Annotated in this window: 14 protein-coding genes; 8 read left to right on the forward strand and 6 right to left on the reverse strand. The window is 57.4% G+C overall.

Features of this window, described 5'->3' with window-relative positions:
- Window positions 1-38 precede the first annotated feature (38 nt).
- Window positions 39-1103 carry a LacI family DNA-binding transcriptional regulator gene (locus tag M2Q46_RS01240; protein ID WP_302356398.1) on the reverse strand — a complete coding sequence of 355 codons (1065 nt, stop codon included), beginning with the start codon at window positions 1101-1103 and terminating at the stop codon, window positions 39-41.
- Window positions 1104-1308: 205 nt separating this feature from the next.
- Here M2Q46_RS01240 and M2Q46_RS01245 point away from each other — a divergent pair, with 205 nt between their 5' ends.
- The 7 genes from M2Q46_RS01245 to M2Q46_RS01275 all read left to right on the forward strand — a co-directional run bounded on the left by M2Q46_RS01245 (window position 1309) and on the right by M2Q46_RS01275 (window position 10278).
- On the forward strand, window positions 1309-2058 hold the full coding sequence (locus M2Q46_RS01245) for a type 1 glutamine amidotransferase (RefSeq protein ID WP_302356400.1): 750 nt from the start codon (window positions 1309-1311) through the stop codon (window positions 2056-2058).
- 79 nt (window positions 2059-2137) lie between these two features.
- Complete coding sequence (gene kdpF, locus M2Q46_RS01250; protein ID WP_022983188.1) at window positions 2138-2233, forward strand: K(+)-transporting ATPase subunit F; 96 nt, start codon at window positions 2138-2140, stop codon at window positions 2231-2233.
- A gap of 136 nt (window positions 2234-2369) precedes the next feature.
- The gene (kdpA, locus tag M2Q46_RS01255) at window positions 2370-4073 is read left to right on the forward strand and encodes a potassium-transporting ATPase subunit KdpA (RefSeq protein ID WP_302356402.1); all 1704 of its coding nucleotides are present in this window, start codon (window positions 2370-2372) and stop codon (window positions 4071-4073) included.
- 12 nt (window positions 4074-4085) lie between these two features.
- Window positions 4086-4760: a potassium-transporting ATPase subunit KdpC gene (gene kdpC, locus M2Q46_RS01260; RefSeq protein WP_252606285.1), complete on the forward strand. Its 675-nt coding sequence runs from the start codon at window positions 4086-4088 to the stop codon at window positions 4758-4760.
- 14 nt (window positions 4761-4774) lie between these two features.
- Window positions 4775-6859 carry a potassium-transporting ATPase subunit KdpB gene (kdpB, locus tag M2Q46_RS01265; RefSeq protein WP_302356405.1) on the forward strand — a complete coding sequence of 695 codons (2085 nt, stop codon included), beginning with the start codon at window positions 4775-4777 and terminating at the stop codon, window positions 6857-6859.
- Between the two features lie 45 nt (window positions 6860-6904).
- Window positions 6905-9574, forward strand: coding sequence for a sensor histidine kinase KdpD (locus tag M2Q46_RS01270; protein ID WP_302356407.1), 2670 nt, complete (start codon window positions 6905-6907; stop codon window positions 9572-9574).
- A complete protein-coding gene (locus M2Q46_RS01275) occupies window positions 9571-10278 on the forward strand; it encodes a response regulator (RefSeq protein WP_035268214.1) in 708 nt (235 codons plus the stop codon). The genes M2Q46_RS01270 and M2Q46_RS01275 overlap by 4 nt, the downstream gene beginning before the upstream one ends.
- Before the next feature lie 239 nt (window positions 10279-10517).
- Here the strand turns inward: M2Q46_RS01275 and argF are convergent, their stop codons facing one another.
- Window positions 10518-11459, reverse strand: a complete 942-nt coding sequence (gene argF / locus M2Q46_RS01280; RefSeq protein ID WP_021446751.1) for an ornithine carbamoyltransferase — start codon at window positions 11457-11459, stop codon at window positions 10518-10520.
- Window positions 11460-11711: 252 nt separating this feature from the next.
- Between argF and M2Q46_RS01285 the strand changes: the two genes are divergently transcribed.
- On the forward strand, window positions 11712-12026 hold the full coding sequence (locus M2Q46_RS01285; RefSeq protein WP_009455652.1) for a DUF3579 domain-containing protein: 315 nt from the start codon (window positions 11712-11714) through the stop codon (window positions 12024-12026).
- A 55-nt stretch (window positions 12027-12081) separates the two neighbouring features.
- Here M2Q46_RS01285 and M2Q46_RS01290 read toward each other — a convergent pair whose 3' ends face one another.
- The 4 genes from M2Q46_RS01290 to M2Q46_RS01305 all read right to left on the reverse strand — a co-directional run bounded on the left by M2Q46_RS01290 (window position 12082) and on the right by M2Q46_RS01305 (window position 15837).
- On the reverse strand, window positions 12082-13023 hold the full coding sequence (locus M2Q46_RS01290; protein ID WP_060186010.1) for a 2-hydroxyacid dehydrogenase: 942 nt from the start codon (window positions 13021-13023) through the stop codon (window positions 12082-12084).
- A gap of 157 nt (window positions 13024-13180) precedes the next feature.
- Window positions 13181-13444, reverse strand: coding sequence for a 30S ribosomal protein S20 (gene rpsT, locus M2Q46_RS01295; RefSeq protein ID WP_009455654.1), 264 nt, complete (start codon window positions 13442-13444; stop codon window positions 13181-13183).
- Window positions 13445-13500: 56 nt separating this feature from the next.
- Window positions 13501-15054 carry a murein biosynthesis integral membrane protein MurJ gene (murJ, locus tag M2Q46_RS01300; protein ID WP_302356413.1) on the reverse strand — a complete coding sequence of 518 codons (1554 nt, stop codon included), beginning with the start codon at window positions 15052-15054 and terminating at the stop codon, window positions 13501-13503.
- Between the two features lie 18 nt (window positions 15055-15072).
- Window positions 15073-15837, reverse strand: a complete 765-nt coding sequence (locus tag M2Q46_RS01305) for a 3-hydroxyacyl-CoA dehydrogenase (protein ID WP_060186008.1) — start codon at window positions 15835-15837, stop codon at window positions 15073-15075.
- Window positions 15838-15856 lie beyond the last annotated feature (19 nt).

Below are 15856 nucleotides of genomic sequence, written 5' to 3' on the forward strand. Positions count from 1 at the left end.
GGGGGTTGCGGGAGCGGATCCCGAAGAGGAAAGGGGCTTCATCCTGGATGCGCCCGTGGTGAACAAGGGGCAGGGGCGCAGGACTCGCCCGGGTTGAAGGTGTAGGGCAGCAGAACCGAGGCCTGCGCGGGAACCGTTTTTTGCTGGGCTACCGCCTCCAGCAGCAGGCCGATGCACTGGCGACCAATTTCTTCATTGGGTTGTGCGATGGTGGCCGGGCGTGGAAACAGTTCAGCGCCCAAGGCGATGCCGTCAAAGCCGATCACGCTGATATCGTTGGGAACCTGCAGGCCAATCTGCTGTGCCGTGCGCAGACAGCGAATGGCAATCAGATCGTTGGAGCCAATCATGGCTGTGGGGCGTTCCGGTTGGCGCAAGAGTCGGGCGACGCTGGCAAGATGCACGTCCTCAGAAGACGGTGCTTGCTCTTGCTCTCCTTGATCCATGAAAGGCACTTCCAGCAGTGGCATGGGAACCAGGCCAGCCTTGTCCATTCCTTTCAGATAGCCACGGCTGCGTTGCTGGGCGCGATCAGAAACGTGCAGATGACCGCTTACCATGGCAATGCGGCGATGACCTTGCCTTGCCAAGTGGCCGATCAATTCAATCATGGCCTGCTCGCCGTTGACGGTGACGCAAGGATGCTCGGGATGCAGGTTGTACGCCAGTACGTAGGGACAGCGTGTCTTGCTCAGCCGAACTAAAGCAGGAGAGTGAGCCGGGTTGGAGACCACCAGCACAATGCCTTCCACATTGCTGGCCAGGAGCAAGGCCACTGCCTGGGATTCACGTTCCAGGTGGTAGTCGGTAAAGAAGGGCAGGATGGCATAGCCGCCGCGGGCTGCGGTATCGGCGATGCCCTTCAGGCACTCGGCAAAGACGGGGTTGAGCAAGGTCGGCAAGACCACGCCGATGACTCGGCTGCGCTGGCTGCGCAGACTGCGTGCCGAGGCATTGGGCTCATAAGCCAGTGCGTCGATCGCGGCTTGCACGCGCAGGCGGGTTTTCTCACCAACCTTTTCCGGCTCATTGAGCACGCGCGATACCGTCGCAACCGATACCTGTGCTGCTCTGGCGACATCCAGTATTCCTATGTTGGCCATGACACCCAGCCGTCAAAATGAAAACGATTACATTTGAGCAAAGGCATATGTCAGGCAAATGACGGTCCTGGGTTTTTGTGTGCAGCAGGAACCCCCTTGATGCCACTTATACGAGCCTGATCGCAAACAGATCCTGGTCTTGATACGGCCAGTTCTACAGTGAGTTCTCCTGAACAACAGGCCTGCGCGGTCAGGCTTTCATCTCATGAAACCCATTCTTGTTTTGCAGCACGAGGTCACGCAAGGGCCGGGGGTGCTGCTGGATCATCTGGAGAGCCACGGTCTTCCCTATCACTTGTGCATGTCGCCGCTGGATGGCCGGGCGCCCGTGTCGGCTCGTGATTACAGCGGGGTGGTGGTGCTGGGCAGTGATCGCAGTGTCAATGATCTTTTGCCCTGGATAGAGCAGGAGCATGCCTTGTTACAGGATGCGGTTCAGCGTCATGTTCCGGTTCTGGGGCATTGCTTTGGGGCACAACTGCTGGCGCGTTCCCTGGGGGCCCGCGTGCAGCGCAATCCGTATCCGAACATAGGCTGGGGCCAGGTCTGGAGCAGTCCCTACGCCCGGCGTGTCATGGGCCTGCCCAGGCGTGCCATGCTGTTCAACTGGCATTACGACACCTTCCAGATTCCCTCGGGGGCCAGCCGGACTTTATACGGCCCTCATTGCCTGAATAAAGGTTTCTGCCTGGGCCCGCATTGGGCCTTTCAAGGCCACCTGGAAGTGACTGCCGACAGCATCCGTCAGTGGTGTGATCACGGCCGCTGCGAGTTGGAGCAGGTATACGGTCCGGTGGCCCAGGATGCAGAACATATCTTGTTGGGCCTGGATCAGCACCTGAGCACTTTGCACCTTATTGCCAGACAGACTTATCAACGCTGGACAGATCAGTTGCTGGAGCGTGCCGGTGTCGCCCTGGCCCAAATCCATATGCCGTCTTTATACGCGGGCTAGTAAACACTGCTCTGAATTTATGCCGCCACTCCTAGACTTTCTCTGTCTGCTGCAAGTCAGCATTGATCAGGAGTTCGGGATGAGTGCGTCCTTTTTTACGGTTCTGGCAGGAGGGATTTCTCTGGGGCTGTTTATCTATTTGTTCTATGCCTTGCTCAAGGCCGAAAAATTCTAAGTTCAGGCCAGCAAGTGTTCATTGTGGGAACAGGTGTGCATATGAGTGATTTTCTATTTTTAGCGGTGCTGTTCGCGTTCTTTGCGATGGCGACCGGATTTGTTCTTGGTCTTGAGAAGCTGTAAGAGGAGCTGTCATGCTGGACGATCTGATGCAGTTTCTAGTTATTTTGGCCGTCTCTACGGTCTTGTTAGTGGTGGTGGGTAAATGGATTGCCCATTTTTTCAGTAGCCCCAATCACAGCCTGATCGAACGTGGCACGTATCGGCTGCTGGGCGTGAATCCTGAAGAGAAAATGTCCTGGAAGCGATATGGTCTGGCGCTCTTGTTGAGCAATGCCGCCATGTTGCTTCTGGGATATATTCTTTTGCGGGTGCAGGGCTGGATTCCCGGCGACAGCCTGCAGCGCGCCGCGCAAACGCCTGACCTGGCCTTTAATACGGCTGTGTCTTTTACGACCAATACCAATTGGCAGGCGTACTCGGGTGAATCCAGTCTGTCCAATTTTTCCCAAATGGCGGCCATCACCTTTTTGATGATGATCAGTGCCACAACGGGTCTGGCAGCGTCAGGAGGTTTCATCCGTGGCTTAAGCCGTAAAAGCTCGGCCGATATTGGCAACTACTGGGTGGATTTCACCCGCTCCTTGTATCGCTTGCTCTTGCCATGCAGCTTCCTGCTGGCCTTGCTGTATATCTGGCAGGGGATGCCACAGACACTGAGCTCGGATGTCGTGGTCAATACGCTGGAAGGTCTCAAGCAGCAGATAATTCTGGGGCCAGTAGCCAGCCTTGAAAGCATCAAGCATGTGGGGACTAATGGGGGCGGCTTCTTTGGTATGAACGCGGCTCATCCATTTGAAAACCCTACGCCGCTGACTAATACCATGCATATGCTCAGCATGTTGCTGGTGCCTTCGGCCCTGACTTACGCCTTTGGCTCCATGCTGGCTCGTCGTCGCCAGGGTTGGGCTTTCTTTGCGGCCTTCCTGGTGATGTTCATCGGTTTTCTGTCCCTGATTTATAGCGCCGAACAGGCAGGCAATCCTTTGCTGACTTCCCTGGGGGTGGACCAAACACAAAGCAGCACGATGGGCGGTGGCAATCTGGAGGGCAAGGAACTGCGCTTCGGTGTGGCGCAAAGCAGCTTGTTTGCCACCGTGACCACGGCTGCGACTACCGGCTCGGTCGATGCCATGCATTCTTCGCTGACTCCTTTGGGTGGCCTGGTGCCGATTGCCCAAATGATGCTGAACAACGTGTTTGGCGGGATAGGCGTGGGCTTTATCAGCCTGGTCAGCTACGCCATTCTGACGGTGTTTCTGGTGGGCATGATGATAGGGCGCAGCCCGGAGTTTTTGGGCAAGAAGATCGAGGCGCGGGAGATGAAGTACGTGATGCTGGCCATGCTGGCGCATGCCTTCAGCATTCTGGGTTTTACGGCCTTGGCCAGCGTGCTGCCATCCACTATGGATAGTCTGTCCAATATGGGGCCACATGGTTTCAGCGAAGTTCTGTACGCCTATACCTCGGGTACGGCGAATAACGGTTCCGCCTTTGCAGGTTTCAACGCGAACACCCCTTTCTTCAATACAACGATAGGGCTGGCCATGTTGGTGGGGCGGTATCTGACCCTGCTGCCCCTGCTGGCTCTGGCCGGTGTGCTGGCTGCCAAGAAAGCGGTTCCTGCCGGACCAGGCACCTTGTCGACGGCCACCCCCTTGTTCACCGGCCTGTTGATTTTCGTGGTGCTGGTGGTGGGCGGGCTGACTTTCCTGCCTGCACTGGCGCTGGGCCCGATTGTAGAGCACCTGTTGATGCTCGATGGCATTACTTTTTGAGGATTGACTGTCATGTCTACCCATCAATTTATGGTTTCGACACCGGCTGCACCGACGATGAAAAGCTTCTTGCGTCCCGTGCTGCTGTCTGCCTTGTTTTTTATGCTGTTGACGGGCATTGCCTACCCGTTGGCCACGACCTTTATCGGCACCGCCCTGTTCCCGGAGCAGGCAAAGGGCAGCCTGATTCTGCGTGACGGCCAGCTCGTGGGTTCACGCCAGATTGGTCAGTACTTCAGTCAGCCCGAGTATTTCCAAGGGCGTCCCAGCGCGACGTTGGGAGCCGATCCGGCTGACCCTTCCAAGAGCATTGCGCAGCCCTATAACGCGGCGGCCAGTGGTGCCAGCAATCAGGGAGTATTAAGCAAAAGTTTGCTGGAGGCTGTGGCAGAACGCAGCAAGGCATATCGCCTGATGAACGGTTTGGCAGAGGATGCTCCCGTGCCTGTAGATGCTGTCACAGCGTCGGCATCGGGTCTGGACCCGCATATTTCGGTGGCCAACGCCCGTTTGCAGGCCGCCCGTATCGCCAAAGTGCGCGGTATGCCGCTGGCTCAGGTCCAGGTCCTTATTGATCGCTATACCAGTGCTCGTCAATTCGGGGTGCTGGGCGAGCCACGCGTGCAGGTCTTGGAGCTTAATCTGGCGCTGGACATGGCCAAGCGTGCCCAGCCCGCAGTGCGTTAGGAGCAGGTGTCATTATGTCTATTACTGATCTGAAAGCCCCGCAAGAGGCCGAGCGTTCGACGGCATTTCAGGCCGTGCCCTGGGGCACGGTGTGCAAGGAAGCCTTCAAGAAATTGTCGCCTCGGGTGCAGTTCAAGAACCCGGTGATGTGTGTGGTGTATCTGGGCAGTATCGTCACCAGCTTGCTGGGCGTGCAGGCCTTGATGGGGCAGGGTGAGGCCCCCGCTGGATTTATCTGGTCTATTGCAGCCTGGCTGTGGTTTACGGTCCTGTTTGCCAATGCGGCCGAAGCCGCGGCAGAAGGGCGTGGTAAAGCGCAGGCCGACGCGCTGCGTTCTACGCGCAAGCGGGTCATGGCCAAGGTTCTGAAAGACCCCGCCCGTGATAGCCGCGCCTGGCCTGTCCCCAGCGACGAACTGCTGCCCGGTGCCTATGTGCTGGTTGAAGCGGGCCAGATTATTCCGGCTGACGGCGAAGTGCTGCAGGGGGCAGCGTCGGTAGATGAGTCCGCCATTACGGGTGAATCGGCGCCGGTTATCCGGGAGTCGGGAGGCGACTTTTGTTCTGTGACGGGGGGAACCCGCGTTCTGTCTGACTGGATCGTGATGCGGGTCACCGCCAAACCGGGTGAGGCTTTTCTGGATCGCATGATTGCGATGGTGGAGGGCGCCAAGCGCGGCAAGACGCCGAACGAGATTGGCTTGAATATCTTGCTGGTTGCCCTGACGCTGATCTTTCTGCTGGTGTGCGTGACCTTGCTGCCTTTCTCCAGCTTTGCGACGGTGCTGACCGGCCAAGGTTCGCCCGTTACGATTACCGCCTTGATTGCTCTGTTGGTGTGTCTGATTCCGACTACCATCGGTGCCTTGCTGTCGGCGGTAGGTGTCGCCGGGATGAGTCGCATGATGAAAGCCAATGTGCTGGCCAGCTCGGGCCGCGCTATCGAGGCGGCGGGAGACGTGGATGTTCTGCTGCTGGACAAGACAGGCACCATTACGCTGGGTAATCGGGAGGCCTCGGCCTTTTTGCCCGCGCCGCAAGTATCGGAACAGGCCTTGGCAGACGCGGCTCAATTGGCATCGTTGGCGGACGAGACCCCCGAAGGACGCTCCATTGTGGTGCTGGCCAAGCAGCTTTTCAATTTGCGTGGTCGTGAATTGCAAGGTGCGCAGACCATTGCCTTTAGCGCCCATACACGCATGAGCGGTATTGATATCGAGGGTCGTCAGATTCGTAAGGGGGCGGCAAATACCATGCGCTCCCATATCGAGTCCCTGGGCGGCGTGTTTCCTCGCGAACTGGACACCTTGGTCAATGAGGTCGCCCGCCGGGGCAGCACACCGCTGGTCGTCACTGAAGGTAATAAGGTGCTGGGTGTGGTGGAGCTCAAGGATATCGTTAAAGGCGGTATCAAGGAGCGCTTTGCCGAGTTGCGCGCCATGGGCATCAAGACTGTCATGATTACCGGGGACAACAAGCTGACCGCCGCTGCCATTGCAGCCGAAGCCGGGGTGGATGATTATCTGGCCGAGGCCACGCCCGAGGACAAGCTGCAATTGATTCGGCGCTATCAGGATGAAGGTCGCCTGGTTGCCATGACTGGCGACGGCACGAATGATGCGCCTGCTCTGGCGCAGGCCGATGTGGCCGTGGCCATGAACAGCGGCACCCAGGCGGCTAAAGAGGCCGGCAATATGGTGGATCTGGACAGTAACCCCACCAAGCTCCTGCGTGTGGTGGAAGTGGGCAAGCAGATGATCATGACGCGCGGAGCCCTGACCACCTTCAGCATTGCCAATGATCTGGCCAAGTACTTTGCGATTATTCCTGCGGCTTTTGTGGTCACGTATCCTGCTTTGGGTGCCTTGAATGTGATGCAGCTGCATAGTCCGGCTAGCGCCATCCTGTCGGCAGTCATTTTCAATGCCTTGATCATCATCGCCTTGATTCCTTTGGCCTTGCGGGGTGTGAAGTATCGGGCCGAACCGGCCAGCCGTTTGCTGAAACGCAACTTGCTGATTTACGGCTTGGGAGGGCTGATCGCCCCTTTCATAGGCATCAAGCTGATTGATTTGCTGCTGACGCCGTTTTTTGGATAAGAGCGTAAGATCAATAGCAATTTTCTGGATGGAGTGCGCAGATTCATGTCACTTGAGGATAGGCCGGACCCGGATGAGCTGCTGCAGGTGATTGGCGAGGATCCGCACCAGCCTCGTCGCGGGCAGCTCAAGATTTTCTTCGGCGCTTGTGCGGGCGTAGGGAAAACCTACGCCATGCTCAAGGAGGCGCATCAACGCCAGTCCGAGGGCGTGTCCGTGGCTATCGGGATTGTGGAAACCCATGGCCGCCAGGAAACCCAGGCTCTGATTGACGGTTTGCCCGTGCTGCCCCGCAAGGAGTATCAACGTCAGGGGCGGGTGGTGACGGAGTTTGATCTGGATGCCGCCTTGGCCTCGGGTTATCAGCTGCTGCTGGTGGACGAGCTGGCGCACTCCAATATTGAAGGCAGTCGACACGCCAAGCGCTGGCAGGATGTGGAGGAATTGCTGGATGCGGGCATTGATGTGTATACCGCGCTCAATGTGCAGCATCTGGACAGCCTGAATGAGGTGGTGGGCGGCATTGTCGGGGTACGGGTTCGGGAGACGGTGCCAGACCGGATTTTTGATCGGGCGGCCGATGTCTTGCTGGTGGATCTGCCGCCGGATGATCTCTTGTCTCGTCTGAGTGCGGGCAAAGTGTATCTGGCCGACTCGGTGGCCCACGCGCGTCAGAACTTCTTTCGTCGCGGCAATCTGATTGCTCTGCGTGAGTTGGCTTTGCGCCGGGTGGCGGATCGGGTCAATGCGGACGTGCATGTGTATCGGATCTCCCATGCGATCCGGACAGTTTGGCCGACACGTGAGTTACTGATGGTATGCGTCAGTGCCGATAGCGCCCAGGAAGCTCTGATTCGGGAGGGGGCGCGCTTGGCCCAGCAATTGCAGACGCCCTGGATTGTGCTGCATGTGGATACGCCGCAGGAAAGCGGGCAGATCAAGGCGCAGGAAGCACTGGTGCGCTTGGCGGCCAGTGCTCAGCATGCCGGAGCCGAGTTTGCCAATATTGCCGGGCAGGATGTGGCGCACACGATTTTGGCCTATGCCCGTCAGCGCAATGCGACCAAGCTGATTTTGGGAAACTCGTCAGCGCGATCTATCTGGCCCTGGCGCACTCGCCTGTCCGAGCGCCTGGCGCGCAGCAACCCTGAAATTGGTTTGCTGCTGCTGCGTATGGATACGGTACAGCGGCCCATACGGCCCCTGGAGCTGGAACAACCCATGGCACAAGGCAAGGCCTTGTCGATTGCGTCCATTATTTGTGTTGTGACCACCTTTCTGGCCGAGAAGCTCTTGCCCTTTTTCGAGCTCTCCAACGTGATCATGCTGTTCTTGATCACTGTGGTCTTTATTGCCCTGCGTTTGGGACGACTGGCTGGGGTATGGGCTTCTTTGCTGTCCGTGGCCTTTTTCGACTTCTTTTTTGTCGAGCCGCGTTATTCCTTCTCGGTAACGGATACCCAATATGTCTTTACCTTCGGCGTCATGCTGGGAGTGGCGCTGATTATTGGCCAACTGGCTGCCAAGCTGCAGGCCGAAGCCAGGGCTGCCCGTGATGGTGAACGCCGTGCTGCGGCATTGACTCGTGTCAGCCGGGACTTGGCCGGAGCCTTGGCCCTGGAACAAGTCCTGGCGGTCTGCCGCGATACGCTGGAACCTTTGTTCGAGATGCAGGTGGTACTGGTGGTGCCGGATCAGCAAAACCAGTTGGTGGCGACTCGTCATACAGGCTTTGTAGAGCTATCGGTGGCGCAGTGGGTGTTTGATCATATGGAAGCCGCCGGTAATGGCACTGAGACCCTGAGCGGTGCCAGTGCCCTGTATCTGCCCTTGAAAGGTCCCATGGCCCCGCGTGGGGTCTTGGTGGTGCAGTCCGGCGGAGCCGCTTCCTTGAGGACTCCGGATGGACGGCGCTTGCTGGATGCTTGTTGCTTTATCTTGGCCCAGGCTCTGGAGCGAATTCATTATGTGGAAATCGCTCAGGATACGGTACTGCGCATGGAGGGGGAGAAAATGCGCAATACCTTGCTATCTGCTGTCTCGCACGATTTACGCACGCCCTTGACCGTGATTCGAGGCCTGGCAGAAACGCTGGAGCAGCCCAAAGGCTTGAGCGAAACCGAGCGCACGGATATTGCCCGATCGATCCGCATTGAATCGGACGAATTGCGCCGCCAAGTATCCAACCTGCTGGATCTGGCGCGTATGCAAAGCGAAGGGGTGAAGTTGCATAAGGAATGGCATGCCCTGGGCGAGATTGTGGGGATTGCCGTTGCCCGTTGCTCAGCGGCTTTGCAGCCTCGCAAGGTGGTGACCGAGTTTGCGGCCGACCTGCCTTTGATCGAGGTGGATGGTGTTTTGCTGGAGCGAGTGGTGACGAATCTGCTGGATAATGCCGCCAAATATACGCCCGTCACCAGTACGATTTCCCTGCGCGGCCTGTGTTCTGGTCAGTCCATGTATTTAATGATCAGTGATGATGGGCCAGGCCTGCCGCCCGGTGATCCCGAGCGCTTGTTCGATACGTTTACCCGGGGGCAGAAAGAGTCCTCTGTGGCAGGTGTGGGCTTGGGTCTGGGCCTGTGTCGAACGATTATTGCCGCACATGGTGGTACGATCAGCGCCAAGCCGCGTATGCCCCATGGCGTGATCTTCGAGATTCGCCTGCCCTGGAAAGCGGCTCCCCGTATGGATGGTGATGAGCTACTGACATGAACAAAGCCCAGATACTGATCGTGGAGGACGAATCCAATATTCGTCGTTTCGTGCGAATTGCCTTGGAGCAGGAAGGCATGTCCGTGATTGAGGCCAGCACGCTGGCGCAGGCGCGCATGGATGCGGCAACCCGTCGCCCTGATTTGATGATTGTGGATTTGGGCCTGCCCGATGGGGATGGCAAGGACTTGATTCGTGATCTGCGCAGCTGGGTGTATTCGCCCATTCTGGTGCTGTCGGCGCGTGAACGAGAGGAAGAAAAAGTAGCGGCCTTGAATGCCGGGGCGGACGATTATCTGGTCAAGCCCTTTGGCGTACCGGAGCTGCTGGCCCGGATCCGGGCCTTGTTACGGCGCTCTCAGCTGGTTCCGAATGTTCAGGCGGCTTCTTCGCGGGTTCGCTTTGGGAGCGTGCAGGTGGATCTGGCTTCCCATGAGGTCACGCGGGACGGGGAGGCGGTGCATCTGACACCGATCGAGTTTCGTTTGCTGACGGCCTTGATTCGGGGGCATGGCAAGGTGCTGACGCACCAACATTTGCTGCATGAAACCTGGGGAGCGGCGTATTCCGATCGGCCTCATTACCTGCGGGTGTACATGATGCAGCTGCGCCAAAAGCTGGAAGAGGATGCGGCACAACCCAAGTATCTGCTGACTGAGTTGCAGGTTGGCTATCGTTTGGCGGGTTTGGAAATCCAGGAGTAAAGCGAATCTGGTGTTGATGTGGGCGGTGTTGCTTGAGATTGCTTATCGCATTGCCTGACGCTTTGAGGACTTGAGTTTGGCGGTTAAAGGATCAGCAGTACGCCAGTTTGGAACGTATATTCAAAGGGATTATGTGAATCACATTTGGATAGGCATGTGAAGCGATCCGGTATTAAAAAGGGGATACGACGTATCCCCTTTTTATGTCATTGAGCAAAGTCTGCTCCGGGTAAAAGCACTCAGGCTTCCAGACGCCCCAGAATCAGGAACTCCATCAATGCTTTCTGTACGTGCAAGCGGTTCTCGGCTTCGTCCCAGACCACACTTTGTGGACCGTCAATGACTTCGCCAGTCACTTCCTCGCCACGGTGAGCGGGCAGGCAGTGCATGAAGATGGCTTCAGGGTCGGCCACATCCATCATTTCCTGATCCACACACCAGTCAGCAAAGGCTTTGCGACGCTCTTCGTTTTCGTCTTCGTAACCCATGCTGGTCCACACGTCGGTGGTGACCAGGTGCGCGCCCTTGCAGGCTTCCAGTGGGTCGTCGAATTCACGCAGAATGCTGGAATCCGGGTTGCCGGTGCGATCCGACTCCAGGTGGTAGCCGTTAGGGGCCGACACATGCAGGGTAAAGCCCAGGATTTCCGCCGCTTGCAGCCAGGTGTAGGCCATATTGTTGGCGTCACCAATCCAGGCCACGGTCTTGCCCTTGATATCGCCACGGTGTTCGATAAAGGTGAAGATGTCGGCCAGAATCTGGCAAGGGTGAAATTCGTTGGTCAGGCCATTGATGACCGGCACCCGCGAGTGGGAGGCAAAGCGCTCCAGACGAGTCTGCTCGAAGGTACGAATCATGACGATATCGACCATGCGTGAAACCACGCGGGCGGTATCTTCAATCGGTTCGGAGCGGCCCAGCTGCGAGTCGGTGGTGGTCAGGTGAATGACCGAACCGCCCAACTGATACATGCCGGCTTCAAACGAAACACGGGTACGGGTGCTGGCTTTTTCAAAAACCATCGCCAGGGTGCGGTCGTGCAATGTGTGGTGCGGCTGATAGCGTTTGAACTTGTCTTTGATCAGGCGTGCGCGTTCCAGCACATATAAAATTTCGTCGTGAGAAAAGTCGCGAAATTGCAGAAAGTGCCGAAGCGGTCCTGCTTGCACGATGGCATCCATAAAAAAATCCTGCGGATAAAGAAAGCCATCTTAACCTGTCCGGCTATTAAGAGCAAAGCCGGTCTGTGGCGGGGAAGGGGAAACCGTTTGGTTTTGGAATAAAGCGAGAGGGCAAAGTAATGATTAGCAATAAATTGTCAAGCGGCTAATTTATTGAATCCCGGGCTTTGCGTGGCCGCGATCGGATACAATGCGTGGCGAGAAAGGAAAAGGTGCAGCATACCTGAACTGCACGATGAGCGATTAATTGTTATGACAGAGCCAGTGAAGCAACTTGTAATCCATGGTGTGACCCGGCAGGATCAGCGCTTTCGTCCCAGTGATTGGGCAGAACGCTTGGCCGGTGTAATGTCCCAGTTCCGTCCCGCTGGGGCGATGGGTGGTCATCTGACTTATTCGCCCTATGTGGTGCCGCGATTGATTGACGGCGTGCGATGTGTGGTGGTGGATGCGCGCCTGCGAGAGCTTGAACCTTTGGCCTGGAAATTCGTCTGTGGCTTTGCCGATGATAATAATTTAAAAACCAGCGGCATTGATCCCGACAATATGGACCCTGTCGATTCCTGATTCAGACAGTGCATTCAATAAGTCGCCACCGCGAAAACGGTAGGCGACTTGTTTTTTATACGGTAAGCGGCGTGAGCACTTTGCCGGTTTTTTGATACTGCAATACATTTTCCAGCGTCAGCGAGAGCATGGCTTCGCGTGTCTCGTGCGTTGCACTGGCCGTGTGCGGTGCCAGAACGACCTGGTTCAGATCGCGCAAGGCCTGGGGCACCTGGGGTTCATTCTCGAACACATCCAGCCCGGCAGAGCCCAGTCGTCCTTCCTGCAGGGCGGCAATCAGTGCGCTTTCATCGACCACGCTGCCGCGGGCAATATTGACCAGAATCCCTTTGGGACCCAAGGCGTTCAGCACGTCTATATTGATCAGCCCCCGTGTCTCATCGCCACCGACGGCAGCAATCACCATGATGTCTGCCCAATGGGCCAGTTCGATCAGGGAAGGCTCATAGTGCCAGGGCACATCGTGACGTGGACGGCGGTTGTGATAGCGCAGTTCCATATCAAAGCCACTGGCGCGGCGGGCAATGGTCTGGCCAATGCGTCCCAGGCCCACAATGCCCAGCTTCTTGCCGCTGACCCGTGTCCCCAGCCCGAAACCATTGGGTCTGTCCCATAGACCAGCACGCACGTAGCGATCCGATTCCGTCACACGGCGAGCCGCATCCAGCATCAAGGCCCAGGCCATATCGGCTACGCAATCGTTCAGTACATCCGGAGTGGTACTGACCTGAATACCGCGCTGTTTGGCGGCCTGTACGTCGATGGAGTCGTAGCCTACCCCTACGCTGCAAATCGCTTTCAAAGCGGGCAGGCGGTCCATCAAGGAGGCGGGGGTAGCAGTGACAGCGCTGGTCAGGAGTACCTGTACGCGTTCGATCTGCTGGGCAGAGAGCTGGTTCAGGTCCTGGAGGACAATGCGCTCGAAATGACGGTCGATTTCGTCAAAAGAAGGGTGCTGGGCCAAAGATGCCAGTTGCAGCACGATGGGACGTGTCATGGGGACTCGCTAATGAAAAAGCAAATCCATAACTTAGCATGATTGGCCTGCATGTTCAGGCAATGGTTTTGTGGCTAATAAAAAAGGGGTGCTAAGCACCCCCTTTCTAACTGGTTTTTAGGCCAGAGCCGATTAAACCATTAAAAATCTTCAGCAATCAGGCCAGGGCCTTGATAGCAGCAGACAGGCGGCTCTTGTGGCGGGCAGCCTTGTTCTTGTGAATGATGTTCTTGTCGGCAACGCGATCAATGATGCTGGTCGCTTTGCGGAATACTTCGTTAGCAGCGGTTTTGTCACCGGCTTCGATAGCCTGGCGAACGCGCTTGATAGCGGTACGCAGCATGGAACGGATGCTGGCGTTGTGTTTGTTGCGAGCCACTGCTTGGCGGGCGCGCTTGCGTGCTTGTGCGGAATTAGCCATTTTTAATAAAGCCTAAGTTTTAAAGTTTAATCGGCAAAGACAATTATTCTAGGATACTAAGCCCGCTTTGTAAAGTAAGAGGGGCGAATGCCTACGATAAACAACATGCCGAAATAGGAAATGCCGCTGGCAAGCAACACGCCGCCCAGATACAGTACACGCAGCATGGGCGTGGCTCCCAGGCTGATCCAGTCGATATAACGGTCAGCCAGCAAGAGGACGGCGGCCAGAGCAGCCAGGGCAGGAATAATCTTCAGGAAAAAACGTAACCAGTCATGATTGGGCTGGTAAATCCCGCGCTTTCGCAGCATGACCAGCAAGGTCAGCGCATTGACGGTGGCACCCAGGCCAATCGACAAGGCCAGCCCGGCATGGGCAAACGTGGGCACCAGTACCAAGTTAAAGAGCTGGGTAATGATCAGGACGGCAATGGCAATGCGCACCGGTGTACGAATATCCTGGCGGGCGTAAAAACCGGGGGCCAGAATCTTGATGGCCAGCAGGCCCACCAGACCAACCGAATAGGCACCGACTGCCAATTTGGTCTGGGCAACATCAGCGGCTGCAAACGCACCGTAGTGAAACAGGGTGGCGACCAGGCCGTCGGACAGCAAGGCCATGCCCAGGGCGGCAGGCAGGCCCAGCAGCAGGACCAGGCGCAGGCCCCAGTCCAGCAAGCCGCTGTAGTTCTTGTCGTCCTTGCCGGCATGGGCGGCCGACAGCTTGGGCAGCAAGACCGTGCCCAGTGCCACACCTAGCAGGGCAGTGGGGAACTCCATCAGACGGTCGGCAAAGGACAGCCAGGTCACGCTGCCGGACTGCAGCCAGGTGGCGATATTGGTATTGATCAGCAGGGAAATCTGCGCAACAGAAACGCCCAGAATGGCGGGCAGCATCTGTTTAAGAATGCGTTGCACGATGGGGTCGCGGCGTGCTTCACCCAGTCGTAGCGAAAATCGTGGCAACAGGCCCAGACGGGCCAATGCGCTCCATTGCACCAGCAATTGGGCCAGACCGCCCACCATCACCCCAACGGCCAGGGCGTAAATGGGTGTTTCCATATGCTGGGCCAGAAACAGGCTGGCGCCAATCATGGACAGATTCAGCAGGATGGGAGTGAAAGCCGGAACCGCAAAGCGGCTCCAGGTGTTCAGTACCGCAGAGGCAAAAGCCACCAGCGACATGCAGATGATGTAGGGGAACATCATGCGCGTCATGGTGATGGCGGCACCAAATTCGGTTTGTCGCTCGGGGGCGGTCAGGCCACTGGCCATGGCACTGACGACCCAGGGGGCCGCAACAATGCCAATGGCAGTGACCAGCATGACAGCAAAGGTCAGCAGCAGGGCGACGCGGTCCAGCAATTGCTGGACCTTGTCCTGCTCGTGCTCCTTGCGCACCTGCCCCAGGATTGGGACAAAGGCTTGTGAAAACGCTCCTTCTGCAAACAGGCGTCGCAGCAGATTGGGAATGCGAAATGCCACCCAGAAAGCGTCGGTGAGCGGGCCCGCCCCAAAGGCGCGGGCAATCAGAATATCGCGTGCCAGTCCGGTGATACGAGACAGCAGCGTCAGGCCACTAATTGTGGCCGCCGAGCGAAACAAACCCATTGGAGCCGATACAGAAAGTTATTTTGGTGCCATACGAATAGCGCCATCCAGACGGATGGTTTCGCCATTGAGCATTTCATTATTGATGATGCTCTGCACCAGTTGGGAGAAATCTTCAGGGCGACCCAGGCGCGATGGGAAAGGAATGCTGGCCGCCAGGGAGTCCTGAACTTCCTGAGGCATGGCAAACATCATGGGGGTGCCGAAGATGCCGGGAGCAATCGTCATGACGCGGATGCCGGTCTGGGCAAGGTCGCGGGCCAGAGGCAGGGTCAAACCGACCACACCGGCTTTGGAAGCACCGTAAGCGGCTTGGCCAATCTGGCCATCATAGGCGGCTACCGAAGCGGTGTTGATCAGCACGCCACGCTCGCCCGAGGCTTCGGGGGTGTTGCTGCCCATGGCCGCAGCGGCCAGGCGGCACATATTGAAGGTGCCGACCAGGTTGATCATGACGGTTTTCTGGAACAGGTCCAGCGTGTGCGGGCCATTGCGTCCTACCGTGCGCGAGGCGGGAGCCACGCCGGCACAGTTGATCAGTCCGAACAGGGGGCGGGCGCTGTCCTGGCAAGCCAGATCCACGACGGCCTGGGCATCTTGCTCGGAAGTAACATCACAGCGCTGATAAAGTTGGCCCAGCTCTTTGGCCAGAGCCTCACCGGCCTCGTCCTGAATATCGGCGATCACCACGCGGGCGCCGTTTTCAACCAGCATACGTACGGTGCCTGCGCCCAGACCCGATGCGCCGCCGGTGACAATAAAAGTCTTGTTATTGATTTGCATGAGCTTGTCTCCCTTGGAT

Source organism: Alcaligenes sp. YSL9, assembly GCF_030515105.1.
In the GTDB taxonomy this organism is placed as follows: domain Bacteria; phylum Pseudomonadota; class Gammaproteobacteria; order Burkholderiales; family Burkholderiaceae_B; genus Alcaligenes; species Alcaligenes phenolicus.

Excerpts from the sequence above, each read along its gene's own strand:
- M2Q46_RS01240 (WP_302356398.1), bottom strand. The coding sequence starts at position 1,103 with ATGGCCAACATAGGAATACTGGATGTCGCCAGAGCAGCACAGGTATCG.
- M2Q46_RS01245 (WP_302356400.1), top strand. The coding sequence starts at position 1,309 with ATGAAACCCATTCTTGTTTTGCAGCACGAGGTCACGCAAGGGCCGGGG.
- kdpF (WP_022983188.1), top strand. The coding sequence starts at position 2,138 with ATGAGTGCGTCCTTTTTTACGGTTCTGGCAGGAGGGATTTCTCTGGGG.
- kdpA (WP_302356402.1), top strand. The coding sequence starts at position 2,370 with ATGCTGGACGATCTGATGCAGTTTCTAGTTATTTTGGCCGTCTCTACG.
- kdpC (WP_252606285.1), top strand. The coding sequence starts at position 4,086 with ATGTCTACCCATCAATTTATGGTTTCGACACCGGCTGCACCGACGATG.
- kdpB (WP_302356405.1), top strand. The coding sequence starts at position 4,775 with ATGTCTATTACTGATCTGAAAGCCCCGCAAGAGGCCGAGCGTTCGACG.
- M2Q46_RS01270 (WP_302356407.1), top strand. The coding sequence starts at position 6,905 with ATGTCACTTGAGGATAGGCCGGACCCGGATGAGCTGCTGCAGGTGATT.
- M2Q46_RS01275 (WP_035268214.1), top strand. The coding sequence starts at position 9,571 with ATGAACAAAGCCCAGATACTGATCGTGGAGGACGAATCCAATATTCGT.
- argF (WP_021446751.1), bottom strand. The coding sequence starts at position 11,459 with ATGGATGCCATCGTGCAAGCAGGACCGCTTCGGCACTTTCTGCAATTT.
- M2Q46_RS01285 (WP_009455652.1), top strand. The coding sequence starts at position 11,712 with ATGACAGAGCCAGTGAAGCAACTTGTAATCCATGGTGTGACCCGGCAG.
- M2Q46_RS01290 (WP_060186010.1), bottom strand. The coding sequence starts at position 13,023 with ATGACACGTCCCATCGTGCTGCAACTGGCATCTTTGGCCCAGCACCCT.
- rpsT (WP_009455654.1), bottom strand. The coding sequence starts at position 13,444 with ATGGCTAATTCCGCACAAGCACGCAAGCGCGCCCGCCAAGCAGTGGCT.
- murJ (WP_302356413.1), bottom strand. The coding sequence starts at position 15,054 with ATGGGTTTGTTTCGCTCGGCGGCCACAATTAGTGGCCTGACGCTGCTG.
- M2Q46_RS01305 (WP_060186008.1), bottom strand. The coding sequence starts at position 15,837 with ATGCAAATCAATAACAAGACTTTTATTGTCACCGGCGGCGCATCGGGT.